Source organism: Acinetobacter sp. NyZ410 (genome assembly GCF_022828975.1).
Taxonomy (GTDB): domain Bacteria; phylum Pseudomonadota; class Gammaproteobacteria; order Pseudomonadales; family Moraxellaceae; genus Acinetobacter; species Acinetobacter guillouiae.
Genome location: NZ_CP094620.1, coordinates 1,798,187 through 1,813,605 on the forward strand (window position 1 = coordinate 1,798,187; position 15,419 = coordinate 1,813,605).

Consider the following 15,419-nt stretch of genomic DNA (forward strand, 5'->3'; position numbering starts at 1 on the left):
GGAGAGTAGCATGAACATGAATTTGCAATTATTAAATGAAGTGACTGCTTTTGTTTGGGCTGAAGCTGACATGTTAGATCACAGTGAATACCGTGAATGGCTCAATCTCTGGAATGAAAAAGGCGTGTATATCATTCCGATTGATCCGACGCTGAAGGATTATGAAAACAATTTGAACTATGCCTATGACAACAATCATATGCGTACATTACGGGTCGAACGTTTGGAAAATGGTGAAGCGATTTCGACTGCACCCAAAGCCAATACCGTCCGTAGCGTGTCACGTATCCGTGTCGTAAAAGATGAGGATGGTGAAATCATTTTACGTTGTGCACAAAACCTCCGTGAATTCCGTAAGGAAAGCTTAAAACATTACACCGCAGATGTGATTTTTCATTTGGTTCGTGATCCAGAACAAGGCTTTAAGATCAATCGTAAAATTATCAACTTAGTCAACTCGACCGATACTTTGGCGGGTATCAGTTACATCCTCTAGGAGCGCAAAAAATGAAACAGGTTGTTTTAGTCACGGGCGCAGCATCTGGTTTAGGGAATGTGATCGCCGAATATTTTGCAGCACAGGGGCATCAAGTGATTGTCTCTGCCAGCAGCTTAGAAAAGGCTGAAAATGCCAAAGCACGTAGTCCTAATGCGGAGAATATGTTTGCGTTAAAACTGGATATTTCAGTTGAGCAAGATTTTCATGCTGCAGTGCAGTGGATTCAACAAAAATTCAGCAAATTAGATGTGTTGATTAATAATGCGACGGTCACCAAGGCAACCCCTGTTTTAGAGATTACTGCAGCTGACTTCGACTGGATCACTCAAGTGAATCAGCGAGGAACCTTTCAAGCATGTCAGATTATTGGCAAATATATGGCAGATCAAGGCTATGGCCGTATCGTCAATATGGCTTCATTGGCAGGACAAAATGGAGGCACTGCAACAGGAGCACACTATGCTGCAACCAAAGGTGCAATTGTGACTTTGACTAAAATCTTTGCCAAAGAGTTTGCTGCTAAAGGCGTGACTGTAAACGCCATAGCACCTGGGCCAATGGAATCACCGATTGTACACAGTGTGGTATCTGACGAGAAAATGGCGCAATTTATTCAAAATATCCCAGTCAAAGCATTAGGTAGCATGGAATTTATTGCTGAAACCTGTGCCTTGTTGGCAAGCCCAAGCGCTGCATTTGTCACTGGGGCGACGTGGGATATTAACGGTGGATTATTTATGCGTTAAGCCTTGGGCGAGATGCATAAAAGGGAGATAAATCATGGCTACACTCTATAACGTGGTTGTCAGAAACCGTCATGTAGAAGGTGGGAATGTTGCAGTCATGGAGTTTGAATCTGCAAATTCTGCCACATTACCAAAAATTGAAGCAGGTGCGCATATTGATGTGCACTTACCCAATGGTATGGTGCGTCAGTACTCACTATGCCAAAACCCAAAAGATATCGGCATATTCCGATTGGGGATTTTACGCGATCCAGAATCGCGTGGTGGTTCAGTCTCGGCTTTTGATGATTTAAAAGATGGTATGCAAATACAGGTCAGTGAACCCAAAAACCTGTTTCCATTAGTCAAAGCCAAACATGCTGTACTGGTGGGTGGGGGGATTGGAATTACCCCTTTGATCACTATGGCCTATCAATTGGTACAAGAAAATGCATCTTTTGAACTGCATTATTGCGGGGCAAGCCCAGAGCAATGTGCCTTTGTCGATGAAATTAGAAATAGTGTATTGGCGCCCTTTACCACCTTCCATTTTAAATCGGAAGGGGCTAGCCATCGTGAGTTTTTTCAATCTGCCATTCAGGACATAGACAAAGCAAGCCATATCTATACCTGTGGTCCCAATGGATTTATGGATTGGGTGATTAATTTGGCATTGACGCAAAATTTTCCTGAGCAACAGATTCATAAGGAATATTTTCAGGTTGAGCTTGAAACCAACGGTGATGCATTTGAAGTTGTTGCTGAGCGTAGCGGCAAGATCATCATGGTCAATGCCGAAGAAACCATTCTGCAAGCACTGGCACGTGAAGGGATTGAGATTGAAATGTCTTGCGAACAGGGCGTCTGCGGAACCTGTATGTGCGATGTGATCGAAGGTGAGCCTGATCATCGTGATGTGTATTTTACTGATGAAGAAAAAGCCAGTAATGAACAAATACTGGTGTGCTGTTCCCGTGCAAAGTCAGCACGATTGGTACTGGATATTTAATTGCTTTTAACAGGACGAAGCAATTTCAGATACCGAGCTAAATAGGATAAAAGATTCAGGAGAGAATAATGAATTCATTAAAATCAATGGATGAAATCAAAATAGATCCAATGCAATTTAGACGGGCATTGGGTAATTTTGCTACAGGTGTGACCATTGTGACGGCACAAAATGAGCAAGGTGAGAAGGTTGGAGTCACTGCAAATAGTTTTAATTCAGTGTCTTTAGACCCACCACTCATTTTATGGAGTATCGATAAAAAATCATCGAGTTTTTCTGTATTTGAGCAAGCTACACATTTTGCGGTAAATATTTTATCGGGTTCTCAAATTGAGTTATCCAATAAGTTTTCGCGTCGCAATATCGATAAGTATGAAGGCACAAGTTATCAGGTTGGTGCAGGTCAATCACCAGTTCTAGACCATTGTTCAGCAGTGTTTGAATGTGAGCGACATGAAATTATTGAAGGTGGTGATCACTGGATTATTATTGGCAAAGTCGTTAAGTTTCATGATCAAGGGCGTAGTCCGTTGGTGTATCACCAAGGTGCGTATTCAGGTGTGATTCCTCATCCATTATTACAGCTTAAAGATACTGTAGAAGCAGAAGACTTAGGCGAATTACATCAAGGGCATTTATATAGTAATGTCTGCTATTTAATGAGTCGGGCGTTTAAATTTTATCAGACCGATTATATTCCGAAGCAGTTAATCACTGGATTTCGAACCAGTGAAGCAAGATTATTATTGGTGTTAGGCAGTGGTACCGCATCCAATAAAGCAGATTTACCACGTGATATTGCCATGCCGATGCGTGAGATCGAACAAGCTGCGCTTATCTTAAAAAAAGATGGTTTATTGATTGAAACGGAAGGTTTTTTTAAGTTAACGGAAAAGGGCAAGAAAACCGCACATTATCTGTTTGATATTGCCGATAGCCATCAAAATGAAGTTTTTGAAAAATATCCTGAAAATGAAAAGGAAATTTTTATTAAAATTTTAAAGGATATTGCGGGGATTGTATAAACATCAACTAACCGACAAATATCTAGATGAATTTGTCGGTTATTTGGATTTATTGAGATAGAATTTTTAACGGTGTTGGAAAAGACAAAGCAAAGCTACTCAAATTATTGAATCGATCTGTCCAAGGGGAATGGATATGAATCAAGCTAAAGAAAATGAAATTGTGCAGTGGAAGCAATCTATTCAAAAGGTTTGTGGTGATTTTGAAACGACCTTTGATAAACAAAATAATTTATTTATTGGTGAAGTAAAGTTCTTCCTATTGGGTGAGACAGAGGTTGCTTTTATAAAAAGTAATGCCAGTCATATTTGCAGAAAAAGTGGTATGCCTGATCGAGTGAAAGATCGTTTCTGTTTTTTGGTAATTCAGTACACAGGCAAGATGCGGATTGTTTATAAAGAGCAAAATATTGATTTAAATGAAGGAGAGATTACCTTACTTGATCCTGATGAAACGATTGATATGTATCCACAAGGTTTATTTAGTCATGTTTCAGTGCATTTATCGCGTGAGAAATTATTCAAGCAAGGCATTACAGTTGATCATTTTGGCAAATTAAACACTTCCAATATGAGTGGGCATTTGCTGAAAGGTATGTTGCAAAATCTATCACCTGAAAATATTGAACTTTGGTATGCAAAAGAGGATGGCAATGCTTTTGAAGATGCCTTGATTGCTTTAATCAAACCGACAATTAACTATAAAAATATTGAAATTTCCAGTCATCTCAAAATAAAAGCTGAGCGATTTATTTTTGAACATCTCAATCAGCAAAGTTTAAATGCACAAATGATCGCAAATCACTTAGGGATTTCACTTCGGCATTTACACCGATTATTTGAACATCAACAGCAATCTGTACACAAGTTTATTCAAATGCATCGTATCGAAAAAATTCAGTATGAATTAAAAGATGGCAAAAATAAAAGTCTGTCGATTACTGAAATTGCTTTGAAGTGGGGATTTGGTGACAGTGCTCATTTCTCAAAATTGTTCCGTAAGATGATCGGGCTTTCACCGAAACAATATCGCTTAAAAGTGTAGTCGATGAATTTTTAGATCTGCTGTCAATGTCACAATTTTGCATAAAGTGAGTCACGTTTAAACAAGAACATCCGCTGTAATCATGGTGAAATCTTATTCAAGGAATTGGATGAGTAGGCAAGCATGATGCAAGCAGAATATGACTATATTATTATTGGGGCAGGGTCGGCAGGCTGTGTGGTCGCAGCACGATTATTACAAGCAAAAGCAGGACGAGTGCTGGTTTTAGAGGCGGGGACGAAGGACAATAGTATGTTCCATACGATTCCTGCAACAGTGATCAAAGTATTTCAACAAAAATCATGGCCGTATATGACGGTTCCACAAAAGCATTGTAATCACCGTGAAATGATTCTTGCACAAGGAAAAGTCCTTGGCGGAGGGAGCTCTGTCAATGGCATGGTGTACTGTCGTGGACAACGTCAGGATTATGATCTATGGGCATCTGAATGGGGCTGCAACAATTGGTCTTATCAAAAGGTGCTTCCATTTTTTAAAAAAGCTGAAAAAAATGAAAGTCTTGCGGATGAGTATCATGGACAAGAGGGTATTTTGCCTGTCAGTGAAAATCGTTATCGTCATCCTTTAACACTTGCCTGTATTCAAGCAGGTCAGCAAATGGGGATGAAATATGTCAATGATCTCAATGGATGGGATCAAGCAGGTGTAGGCTTTTATCAAACCACAACCCTGCATGGTGAAAGAGCCAGCACTGCAAAGACCTATTTAAAAGCGGTTGAACATCTTGCAGATCTTACTGTGGTGACCGATGCACTGGTTCATAAAATCGAAACACATGCTGGTCGGGCGACAGGTGTAACCTATAGCATTGCTGGAAAATCGGCTGTTACTGTATACGCAAGCAAAGAAATTATTGTCAGTGCTGGTGCAATTGGTAGTCCAAAAGTTTTATTACTCTCAGGGATTGGCCCAAAACAGCACTTAAATGAACTGGGCATTGAATGTATTCAAGACTTACCTGTGGGGGAGAATTTTCATGATCATTTACATATGTCAGTGAATGCAACTGTTACAACCAAGAATAGTTTGCTTGGGGAAGATCAAGGTCTAAAAGCACTACGGCACTTTTTACAATGGCACTTTACCCGTTCTGGTTTATTAACGTCTAATATTTTAGAAGGTGGTGGCTTTATTGATACCAATAACCATGGCCGACCTGATGTACAGTTCCATTTCTTGCCAGTACTGGATAATTTTGATAATACGCCAGGTGAAAAAGCAGTGGCACAAGAACATGGTCTCACCATTAAAGTTGGACATGTACAACCCAAAGCACGAGGCAGTTTACGTTTAAGCAGTAAAGACCCAAATGCTTTGCCGATCATTGATCCAAACTATTTAGGTCATCAAGAAGATATTGATGCCAATATCCGCGCGGTTCAGGCAGGGCTGCGTTTACTACAACAGCCTGCATTAAAATCTATAGTCAAAGACATTATTGAACCAGCAAATATTGATCCCGATGACATTGCTGCGATTGATTTGTGGATGCGTCAAAATATTAAAACGGTCTACCATCCCGCGGGCAGCTGTAAAATGGGCAATTCTTCACAAGACTCCGTTACTGACCAAACCCTTAAAGTGTATGGTTTTCAAAATTTACGCGTGATTGACTGTTCCATTTGCCCACAAGTACCAAGTGGAAATACCAACGCCATTGCCATCATGATTGGTGAGCGCGGTGCTGACTTTATTCTAAATGCATAACTAAATCTCATAGAGATTGCTGAACCTAAATTGTCAAGATTTCTATATAGAACACAGGATAATAAGATGAACCAAGTACAAATTTTAGCGAGTGTCCAAACTTTTTTGCAACGTCAACACGGTCATTTTATTCATGGCCAACATATTAAAGTTGATGATACGCGGACTCGAATTGAGCTGATTAACCCAGCAACGGAACAGCCTGTTTCAAGTATTGCAATTGGGACTAAACCCGATGTTGAGGCCGCTGTAAACAGTGCACAAGATGCTTTTCTAAATACTTGGGCCAATACATCACCTTATGAGCGTGGGCAAAAGCTGAATAAGCTTGCTGATCTGGTTGAACAGCATGCGGAGGAATTAGCACAACTAGAAACTTTGACTACAGGCAAGTTGATTAATCTTTCTCGACACTTAGAAGTTGCTCAGACTGTCGTGTTTTTAAGATATTTTGCTGGTTGGGCCACCAAGATTCATGGTCAAACCATGCAACCTTCTATTCCCTCAGCCAATGGTGAAAAATATACAGCTTATACGGTGCGTCAACCTGTTGGGGTTGTGGCAGGGATCGTGCCGTGGAATTTTTCCTTGATGATCGGATGTTGGAAGATTGGTTCGGCATTGTCAACGGGTTGTACAATCGTGCTTAAACCTAGTGAGTTCACAACACTTTCATTATTACGTTTAGCCGAGCTTGCAATAGAAGCAGGCATCCCCGCAGGTGTGATTAATATTGTCACAGGCACAGGAGAAACTGGCCAATATTTAATTGACTCTAAAAAGATTAAAAAAGTCTCGTTTACAGGTTCTGTACCCACAGGAATTGCGATTGGCAAACAAGCGATGCATAACGATTTAACCCGTGTCAGCTTAGAACTAGGCGGAAAAAATGCAGCTGCGATTTTAGCGGATACTCAAATCGATGAAATTTTACCAACACTGTTACAAGCCAGTTTTGTCCATCAAGGTCAAGTGTGTGCAGCACCAGAACGTTTTTTTGTGCATCGCTCTAAATATGAAGAGTTTATTCAAAAAGCAGCCGCAGCTCTTCAGCAATTTAAAATAGGTTCACCGCTGGATGAATCCTCTATGTTTGGTCCACTTTCAAATAAGCCACATTTTGAGAAGGTTAAACATTATCTGGATCTTGCGCATCAAAATAATCAAATCATTTGTGGTGGTAAAGTCATTGCAGGAACAGGCTATTTTGTAGAGCCAACTTTATTAACAGTGCGGGGTATTGATGATCCATTATTTATTGAGGAAACATTTGGACCTGTGGTGGATGTGATTGCTTTTGAAAGTGATGAAGAGTTAATTTCAATGATGAATCATTCTCGTTTTGGTTTAACTGCAAGTATATGGACCAATGATTTGGCGAAAGCTTTGCGACTCATTCCGCAAATTGAAGCAGGCTCAGTCTGGGTGAATATGCACACATTCCTTGATCCTGCCGTTCCTTTTGGTGGTGTCAAAGCATCTGGTCTGGGTCGTGAATTTTCAGACGCATTTATTGAGGATTACACTGAATTAAAGTCAGTGATGATCCGCTATTAACAATGCACAATATTATTTAAACAGGCAAATCCAGTTAGAAAAAGGTAGCAGCATCAATTGCTACCTGTAGGAGGATTTTGCCTCAACAATAAGGATATTGAAGATGAATAAGAAAATACTGGGTCTTATTTTTATTACACATACAAGCTTTGCCAGTGATCTGCCAACTGTGAATTTAGGTCTATCGAGTTTTGTAGACGGTGCAGTTCCAGCAGGAAGTGGTTGGTATGCACAAACCTATTTTCAGAATTATCGCGCGGATAGTATTCGCGATACACATGGCAACAAGATCGCACTCCCTCAGTCAGAGATTGATTATCAATCGATTGTTCAGCAAATCAGTTATATGTCAGATATCAAATTGGGCAGTGGTAATCTTGGCTTAAATATGGTGATTCCTGTGCTGGCACATGTAGATGTGGATGATGGCCTTAATAATCAAGCCATTAAAGCAAATAGGGGATTGGGCGACATTATTATTGGCCCTTTTATCCAATTTGATCCAGTGATGGGGCAAGACGGGCCTAAGTTTTCCCATCGTTTTGAATTTCAAATCAATTTACCTACAGGTGAATATGATCGTAATAAGGATATAAACCCTAGTGCCAATGCGGTGTCACTTGATCCATACTGGGCTGCAACCTATTGGCTGAATCCTAAATGGACGCTTTCGACACGCCTACACTATCTTTATAACTTTAAGAATAATGATCCAAATTATAGTTTTGGGAATGCTGAAGACATACAGGCTGGGCAAGCGTTACATGCCAACTTTGAAAGTAGTTATGCAGTCACACCACAGCTTCGGTTAGGAATAAATGGGTATTGGCTTAATCAAATCACCGATACACAGGTGGATGGTGAAAATATCAAAGGGCGACGTGAGCAGGTCTGGGCGATTGGTCCAGGGGCGATGTATAGTTTTTCTCCCCATGACCATCTTGTTGCAAATGCTTATTTTGAACAAGATGCAGAAAATCGACCACAAGGGACCAGTATGATTTTTCGGTATGTACATCATTTTCATAAATGATGTATTGAACAAGCTTTAAAATTTAAACAGCCCAATATATCTATATATTGGGCTGTTTCGAGTAAAAATTAATAGGTTAAAGTCATACTTTGCTGTGTTGCTTGATCAATTTGCTTTTGGCTTACCGCATCATCCTTACATTGATAGTTCTCAAATAATGGCAGCTGATCGGCAAAGTGTGGATCAGTCTTTCCATTGCGATGAATAAATCCACTTTGACCAGGTGCAAGAATTGAACACATGCTGACTTGATTGGGATTAAGTACCACTCTAAAGGTTGCACTCCCTGTATTCCCATAGGTGCTCAGCTGTTGTTGATGTGCCTGATCAGCCCATGGAATACCCACTGAGTTTTTGTTGGAGAATCCCATTGTGGCAACAGGAATTTTCCAATCATTGGGTTGGTCTGAATGATATTGTTTTGAAAGCTGAATTAAGGTGTTTTCTAAGGCAGTTAACACCACATCATCTGCTGATTGTCCTTTTAAGAAATCAACGATTTGAACAACGCTGGCTTGTTTGCCTTGCAGTGCATTCCAGATTAGTTTGGATGCATTGGCAGGTTGTGTACTCCGTGGGTCATTATTTACTGGGTAAAGGGTATCTGTGTAACGTGCATAAATATTTTCGGATAGATTTGGTTTAAGCACCAATTCAATCATTTGATTGAGCCATGTACGCATAATGACAGGTGCTGCGCCTTGATAGAATTTAGCCTCACTGTCAGGACGAAGTTTGAAGTCCCAACTCGCCAATATCGGTGCGATTTTCTTTGCCAGAGGTGAGGCGTTCGGGCTTTGTGCAGCTTTGACCATATAGGGAATAAAATAACGCGCATTCAGATCAGACCAAGCGCCCATTTTATTGATATCCCAAATGTCTTGTTGGCTTAATTTTGCTTTACTTTCTAGGGGTTCAATCAGTTCATTGACACGGTCAACATGAGAGAAGTTGGAGGAATCGGAACGTAAATCCGCATAAGCTTTATTGTTCCAACTGCTAATATAGCCTTTTTCAGGGTTATAGGCTTTGGGATTATCTGAGAAATCATAGAAACCCTGCCATTCCATTGAGCCATCACCTTGAGCAGGCAGTTGAATATGCTGGTTTTCAGGGCGGATCGGTAAACGACCCAATGCAGCGACACCAATATTATTTTGGGTATCGGCATAAAACCATGTAATCGAAGCCGCGACACGTTTGGCTTGATCTAGGAATTCTTGCCAGTTGCTCGCTTTTGCAGCATTGGCCCAGCCCAATAAAGTTTCAATCTCTACACCTTCCCAGCTACGTTTTTGTGCATAGGCGGTATGATTTTTTTCATCCCATGTGCTGACAAAGCCTTGTTTACTTTGATACACATCTAAAACGTGGTCTGGTTGATTATGGACTTTAATTTTGATCTGTTGATGTTCAAAGGGAATATAACTGCCTTGATAACGATACTGTTTTGGATTACTCGGATTTAAGCTGAGTTGATAGACGTCATTGGTATCAAGCGAACCGACAGTTGAACCCCAAGCAATTTTTCCATTGGTTCCAAATAAAATAGCAGGTAGACCGACAGGGGTAATCCCAGTGAGATTATAGCCAGCACCATGTAACCCAACCGCATAAGTAATTGCAGGCGTGTACCAGCCTTGTTGAGGGCCATTATATAAAACCGTTTGGCCTTCTACCGTTTTATCTCCTTTGACCACCCAAGCATTACTGGCTGTAGGGACGCCATCAACCACACTTTTACCCAATGCGATACGCGCTTGAGCTAAATAGTTTTTGGCTGCTTGGTCTGAGATAGGCGCTATACCTTCTAACATGTGTTGCTGACGTGCTGAAACTTGTGGTTTTACTTTAGATTGAATAATTGTAGGAGCACTCGGATCATCTAACCAACGTAATTGCTGATAAACTTTTAATCCTGTTTCTGGACCTTTTTCTTTTTGTAGTTGAGTCAGTAAATCTAAATTTGAGACTTCTGAACTGGCTGAAAAAAACCGATTGAGAATTAAGCCCACCCAGACCATTGCGATATCTTCTGGCTGCCACGTCGATGGTTTAAAGTCATAATCAATAAATTCTTTAGGCATCAGCGCTGGATTGGCCAAAACCTCTTGGACACGCTTATTAAAACCAGCAGCATAGCCATCGAAAATGGCACGATCTTCAGGAGAAAGTTGGGCAATTTGTTGTTTAATCTGTTCAGGATTAAAACGACTATGGGTTGCAATATCATATTGTAGATAATCGGGGCCGAGCACTTCAGCAACAGTGCCTAAACCTGTACGTTTTGACATTTCCATTTGAAATAAACGATCAGTTGCGACTGCATAGGCATAACCATAAAAAAGACCATAAGTGTCCTTGGCATAGACATGCGGTGTGCCAAAATTGTCACGTTGAATCGTGACCTGTTTTTGCACTGGGTTTGATTCTAAACGAGAGGATGAACTACATCCTGCAAGCAATAAACAACTTAAAACACCTAATTTGATTAAGTGGTGTTTATCGCTCAGTTGATTATTTGAGGGGCTTTTTTTCAATTGAAATATCCTTTTCATTATTGTTGAGAAATAGAGTATTGAGAAAGAAATACTTTTAGATGTTTTCTAAAAACAACAGATTTATCGATATGCAGGTCCTGATTAAATAAAATGATTGTTATTTTTATATGTAATTTTCTATTACTTTGTGGGTATATATTTATACTTTTAAATAAATACACTTAATTTTATCTCAACATTTTATTTTAAATATGCTTTATCAAGTCTTGGTGAAATGCCAAAAAATAAAGGGATATGTTCTATCCCTTTATGCTGCTTCAAAAATTAAGTGTCAAAGATAAAGTGTCAAAGTTCAGTCGCAAAAATTGCTGAGAGAAATTTTTCAAGTACAGCATTGAAAGCTTCAGGACATTCAATATTTGAAATATGCGATGCTTGAATTTCCACAAGTTGGGATTCTGGAATGTGCTGTTGCATAAATTGCCCATCTGCGACTGTAGTTACAGGGTCTTGCGTCCCTGCAATGACCAAAACTGGAATCGTGATATCTTTGAGTTGATTGCGGACATCCGCTTTAGCCAAAGCCTCACAACAATTGGCATAACCTATTGCGCTGCCAGCACTTAAGTCGTTACACAGATTATTGACAATTGCAGGATGACTTTGGATAAAGGGATCTGTAAACCAACGTGATGCAGCGGTTGCTGCGATGTTGGTTAAACCTTGTTCTCGGACAAGTTGGGCACGATCTAGCCATGCTTGTTCTTGTCCAATTTTTGCTGCGGTATTACTGATAACAACAGCATTAAATCGTTGTGGATAATGGATGGCTAACCATTGACCTGTTAACCCCCCCATAGAAATGCCACAGAAACTGGCTTTTTCAATATTTAAATGATCCAGTAATCGAATCACATCTTCAGCCAATTGGGGCAAGGTATAAGGACCTTGTGGCGCAGATGAAGAACCATGTCCACGGGTGTCATAGCAAATGACAAAAAAACGTTCTTTAAAATAATTGAACTGCTTTTGCCACATGCCATAGTTGGTCCCTAAGGAATTTGAAAAGACCAGTGCAGGGGAGTTAGGGTTTCCAAAACTTTGATAATTAATTTGTGCATCCGCTGATTGAAAAGTTGGCATTGCTCGTTCCTTAATTTTGATCAACACGTTGAATAATGAGTGCGATACCTTGTCCCACCCCAATACACATTGAACATAAGGCATATTCACCCTTGATTTGTTCAAGTTGATTTAAGGCTGTGGTCACCAGTCTGGCACCTGATGCACCCAAAGGATGACCTAAAGCAATCGCCCCACCATTGGGATTGACACGTGCATCATCATCTGCCAAACCTAAATCACGGGTTACCGCCAAAGCTTGGGCTGCAAAAGCTTCATTCAGTTCAATCACATCCATTTGCGCTAAGCTAAGATCGGCTTGTTTAAGCAGTTTCTTAATCGCAGGCGCTGGCGCAAAGCCCATAATTCGTGGTTCAACACCCACCGTGGTTGCTGCAATAATTTTGCCACGTGGTTTTAATTGGTATTTTTCTACGGCTTCATCTGAAGCAATTAATAATGCCGCAGCACCATCATTAATCCCTGATGCATTACCCGCCGTGACTGTGCCATCAGCTTTGACCACACCTTTAAGTTTTGTCAGCGCAGCTAAAGTGGTTGATGCACGTGGATGTTCATCCGTATCCACAAGCACAGCATCGCCTTTACGCTGTGGAATAGTGACAGGCACAATCTCATTTTGGAAAAAGCCTTGAGCTTGTGCTGCTGCAGTACGTTGTTGGCTATTCAGCGCAAACTGATCTTGATCCGCACGGTTAATATTGAATTGTTCTGCCACGTTTTCAGCGGTTTGTGGCATGCTGTCCACACCATACAATTCTTTAAGTTTTGGATTGATAAAGCGCCAGCCCATAGTGGTGTCTTCGATCTTTTGACTACGTCCAAAAGCGCTGTCCGACTTACCCATCACATAGGGCGCACGGCTCATACTTTCTACACCACCGGCAATAATTAAATCTGCTTCATTGGCTTTGATGGCGCGGGCTGCCATGGCAATCGCATCCAGTGATGATCCACATAAACGGTTCACAGTGGTTGCTGGCACTTGGTATGGCACACCCGCCAATAATGCTGACATACGCCCGATATTACGATTGTCTTCACCGGCCTGATTGGCACAGCCATAAATCACATCATCAACTTGCTGCCAATCTACCGTTGGATTACGTTGTATCAATGCTTGAATTGGAATAGCACCGAGGTCATCTGCACGGACTACCGCAAGACCACCGGCATAACGACCAAATGGGGTACGGATGGCATCTATGATGTAAGCGTTTTTCATGTTGTTTATATCCTTAAATAATCTCCCTTGTGCTGCTACAGCCGCAGCTCACCTCTTTGTAAAAGAAGAAGTTCCCCTCTTTCATAAAGAGGGGTTAGGGGAGATTTAATCATTCCGTTAGGAGAGATTTAATCATTCCGCAAAGGAAGGATTTATTATCCCTGTGTCGCATCAATCAACTGAGCACCCGTCAAAGCCTGTAATTCTTCAAAGCTCAGACCTGCAACTTTTTCAAGCACTTTTAAGCCATCTGTAGTCACATCAATCACGCATAAGTCGGTATAAATACGATCAACACAATGCTTACCTGTTACTGGATAAGTCAGTTCTTCAACAATCTTAGGTTCACCTTGCTTGGTCACATGATCGGTGGTGATAAACACTTTCTTAGCTCCTACAGCCAAATCCATTGCACCACCCACCGCAGGAATCGCATCTGGCGCACCGGTATGCCAGTTGGCAAGATCACCATTGGCTGCCACTTGGAATGCACCCAATACAGCAATATCCAGATGTCCACCACGCATCATGGCAAAAGAATCACCATGATGGAAAAACGAGCCACCCGTTAGCATGGTGACATATTCCTTACCAGCATTAATCAGCTCAGGATCTTCTTCACCTTTGGCAGGTGGAGGACCAAAAGCCAATAAACCATTTTCAGAATGTAGAAATACATCTTTATCTGTTGGCAGATATTTTGAAATCTTGGTTGGTAAACCAATGCCTAAATTGACATAAGCCCCATCGGGAATATCTTGGGCAACACGTTCAGCAATTTGGTCACGGCTTAGTTTTTGGTAGCTCATTGTTATTCTCCATTACCATTGGCTGCATCAACTGCAACCACATGCTGAACAAAAATCCCTGGGGTAATAATGTGTTCAGGATCTAGCTGACCCAGTTCAACCACCTCTGAAACCTGTGCAATGGTGACATCTGCAGCCATCGCCATGATTGGACCAAAGTTACGTGCTGATTTGTTATAAACCAAGTTGCCCCAACGGTCGCCTTGATGTGCTTTAATCAGTGCAAAATCTGCTTTAATCGGATATTCAAGCACGTAGTCTTTGCCATCGATATGACGAGTTTCTTTACCATCTGCCAATAAGGTGCCAAAGCCTGTTGGGGTAAATACTGCACCTAAACCCATCCCAGCAGCTTGAATACGACACGCAAGATTACCTTGTGGAACCAGTTCCAGTTCGATCTTGCCCGCATGATAGAGTTCGTCAAATACCCAAGAATCAGACTGACGAGGGAAAGAACAAATGATTTTACGGACTGCACCCGATTTAAGCAGTTTAGCCAGACCGTAATCGCCATTGCCTGCATTGTTATTGACAATCACCAGATCTTTAACGCCAAGTTCAATCAGCCCATCGATCAGCTCTGCGGGCTGTCCTGCTGTTCCAAAGCCACCAATCATAATGGTTGCACCATCTTTGATTTGTGACAGAACCTCAGTCAACGAGAGCTTACTTTTATCAATCATAAGACGAACCTTTTATCCATGTTTTTAAATTTCTATACATGCCGCATTAGCAAAGATAGACATGTATAGAAACTTAAAAAACTGTGAGAAAGAACTTATCTCACAGTTATTTGGTCAATGAATTTACACCCGCTGCTTAATGGTCATCTTCTCGAATTGAAGACGGATGACGGTTTAAGGCAGTCACTTCGATATTCATATAAGGATATAAAGGCAATCCCTGTAAAATATTGTGGAGTTCTTCATTGCTCTCTACATCAAAAATACTGGTGTTTGAGTATTGACCTGTAATACGCCAGATATGACGCCATTTCCCTTGACGTTGTAAATCTTGTGAATAAGCCTTTTCAATTGTTTTAATTTCATTGGCTTTTTCGACGGGCATATCGAGGGGGATGTGTACATCCATTCGTACTTGGAAAAGCATGTCAGCT

At 41.0% G+C, this 15,419-nt stretch carries 14 protein-coding genes; 8 read left to right on the top strand and 6 right to left on the bottom strand.

Going from position 1 to position 15,419, the window contains the following annotated elements:
- The first annotated feature begins 10 nt into the window (after positions 1-10).
- From MTO68_RS08440 to MTO68_RS08475, 8 genes are all read left to right on the top strand, one after another.
- Positions 11-496, top strand: a complete 486-nt coding sequence (locus MTO68_RS08440) for an aromatic-ring-hydroxylating dioxygenase subunit beta (protein ID WP_004721595.1) — start codon at positions 11-13, stop codon at positions 494-496.
- An 11-nt stretch (positions 497-507) separates the two neighbouring features.
- Positions 508-1,245, top strand: coding sequence for an SDR family NAD(P)-dependent oxidoreductase (locus MTO68_RS08445; protein WP_004820415.1), 738 nt, complete (start codon positions 508-510; stop codon positions 1,243-1,245).
- 34 nt (positions 1,246-1,279) lie between these two features.
- Positions 1,280-2,233: a PDR/VanB family oxidoreductase gene (locus MTO68_RS08450; RefSeq protein WP_244015611.1), complete on the top strand. Its 954-nt coding sequence runs from the start codon at positions 1,280-1,282 to the stop codon at positions 2,231-2,233.
- Between the two features lie 68 nt (positions 2,234-2,301).
- A complete protein-coding gene (locus MTO68_RS08455) occupies positions 2,302-3,258 on the top strand; it encodes a p-hydroxyphenylacetate 3-hydroxylase reductase component (RefSeq protein ID WP_034614186.1) in 957 nt (318 codons plus the stop codon).
- 136 nt (positions 3,259-3,394) lie between these two features.
- Positions 3,395-4,303, top strand: coding sequence for a transcriptional regulator FeaR (feaR, locus tag MTO68_RS08460; protein ID WP_056515418.1), 909 nt, complete (start codon positions 3,395-3,397; stop codon positions 4,301-4,303).
- 126 nt (positions 4,304-4,429) lie between these two features.
- Positions 4,430-6,031, top strand: a complete 1,602-nt coding sequence (locus tag MTO68_RS08465; protein WP_244015964.1) for a GMC family oxidoreductase N-terminal domain-containing protein — start codon at positions 4,430-4,432, stop codon at positions 6,029-6,031.
- A 66-nt stretch (positions 6,032-6,097) separates the two neighbouring features.
- The gene (locus tag MTO68_RS08470; RefSeq protein ID WP_244015612.1) at positions 6,098-7,588 is read left to right on the top strand and encodes an aldehyde dehydrogenase family protein; all 1,491 of its coding nucleotides are present in this window, start codon (positions 6,098-6,100) and stop codon (positions 7,586-7,588) included.
- Positions 7,589-7,691: 103 nt separating this feature from the next.
- Entirely contained in the window at positions 7,692-8,621 is a 930-nt protein-coding gene (locus MTO68_RS08475) for a transporter (RefSeq protein ID WP_244015613.1), read from the top strand.
- Positions 8,622-8,689: 68 nt separating this feature from the next.
- Here the strand turns inward: MTO68_RS08475 and MTO68_RS08480 are convergent, their stop codons facing one another.
- From MTO68_RS08480 to catC, 6 genes are all read right to left on the bottom strand, one after another.
- Positions 8,690-11,179 carry a penicillin acylase family protein gene (locus tag MTO68_RS08480; RefSeq protein WP_244015614.1) on the bottom strand — a complete coding sequence of 830 codons (2,490 nt, stop codon included), beginning with the start codon at positions 11,177-11,179 and terminating at the stop codon, positions 8,690-8,692.
- A 288-nt stretch (positions 11,180-11,467) separates the two neighbouring features.
- Complete coding sequence (gene pcaD / locus MTO68_RS08485; protein WP_239045981.1) at positions 11,468-12,265, bottom strand: 3-oxoadipate enol-lactonase; 798 nt, start codon at positions 12,263-12,265, stop codon at positions 11,468-11,470.
- A 10-nt stretch (positions 12,266-12,275) separates the two neighbouring features.
- Positions 12,276-13,490 carry a 3-oxoadipyl-CoA thiolase gene (pcaF, locus tag MTO68_RS08490; RefSeq protein ID WP_244015615.1) on the bottom strand — a complete coding sequence of 405 codons (1,215 nt, stop codon included), beginning with the start codon at positions 13,488-13,490 and terminating at the stop codon, positions 12,276-12,278.
- Between the two features lie 155 nt (positions 13,491-13,645).
- On the bottom strand, positions 13,646-14,299 hold the full coding sequence (locus tag MTO68_RS08495; protein ID WP_209826427.1) for a 3-oxoacid CoA-transferase subunit B: 654 nt from the start codon (positions 14,297-14,299) through the stop codon (positions 13,646-13,648).
- Between the two features lie 2 nt (positions 14,300-14,301).
- Positions 14,302-14,985, bottom strand: coding sequence for a 3-oxoacid CoA-transferase subunit A (locus tag MTO68_RS08500; RefSeq protein ID WP_244015616.1), 684 nt, complete (start codon positions 14,983-14,985; stop codon positions 14,302-14,304).
- A gap of 136 nt (positions 14,986-15,121) precedes the next feature.
- Positions 15,122-15,412 (bottom strand): muconolactone Delta-isomerase, encoded by a 291-nt coding sequence (gene catC, locus MTO68_RS08505; protein ID WP_244015617.1) that lies wholly within the window; start codon positions 15,410-15,412, stop codon positions 15,122-15,124.
- Positions 15,413-15,419: the final 7 nt, after the last annotated feature.

What these genes read in the sequence shown, in the direction of transcription:
- catC (WP_244015617.1), bottom strand. Translation starts at nt 15,412, where the DNA reads ATGCTTTTCCAAGTACGAATGGATGTACACATCCCCCTCGATATGCCC.
- MTO68_RS08495 (WP_209826427.1), bottom strand. Translation starts at nt 14,299, where the DNA reads ATGAGCTACCAAAAACTAAGCCGTGACCAAATTGCTGAACGTGTTGCC.
- pcaF (WP_244015615.1), bottom strand. Translation starts at nt 13,490, where the DNA reads ATGAAAAACGCTTACATCATAGATGCCATCCGTACCCCATTTGGTCGT.
- MTO68_RS08500 (WP_244015616.1), bottom strand. Translation starts at nt 14,985, where the DNA reads ATGATTGATAAAAGTAAGCTCTCGTTGACTGAGGTTCTGTCACAAATC.
- MTO68_RS08455 (WP_034614186.1), top strand. Translation starts at nt 2,302, where the DNA reads ATGAATTCATTAAAATCAATGGATGAAATCAAAATAGATCCAATGCAA.
- MTO68_RS08450 (WP_244015611.1), top strand. Translation starts at nt 1,280, where the DNA reads ATGGCTACACTCTATAACGTGGTTGTCAGAAACCGTCATGTAGAAGGT.
- MTO68_RS08480 (WP_244015614.1), bottom strand. Translation starts at nt 11,179, where the DNA reads ATGAAAAGGATATTTCAATTGAAAAAAAGCCCCTCAAATAATCAACTG.
- MTO68_RS08445 (WP_004820415.1), top strand. Translation starts at nt 508, where the DNA reads ATGAAACAGGTTGTTTTAGTCACGGGCGCAGCATCTGGTTTAGGGAAT.
- MTO68_RS08440 (WP_004721595.1), top strand. Translation starts at nt 11, where the DNA reads ATGAACATGAATTTGCAATTATTAAATGAAGTGACTGCTTTTGTTTGG.
- feaR (WP_056515418.1), top strand. Translation starts at nt 3,395, where the DNA reads ATGAATCAAGCTAAAGAAAATGAAATTGTGCAGTGGAAGCAATCTATT.
- MTO68_RS08465 (WP_244015964.1), top strand. Translation starts at nt 4,430, where the DNA reads ATGCAAGCAGAATATGACTATATTATTATTGGGGCAGGGTCGGCAGGC.
- pcaD (WP_239045981.1), bottom strand. Translation starts at nt 12,265, where the DNA reads ATGCCAACTTTTCAATCAGCGGATGCACAAATTAATTATCAAAGTTTT.
- MTO68_RS08475 (WP_244015613.1), top strand. Translation starts at nt 7,692, where the DNA reads ATGAATAAGAAAATACTGGGTCTTATTTTTATTACACATACAAGCTTT.
- MTO68_RS08470 (WP_244015612.1), top strand. Translation starts at nt 6,098, where the DNA reads ATGAACCAAGTACAAATTTTAGCGAGTGTCCAAACTTTTTTGCAACGT.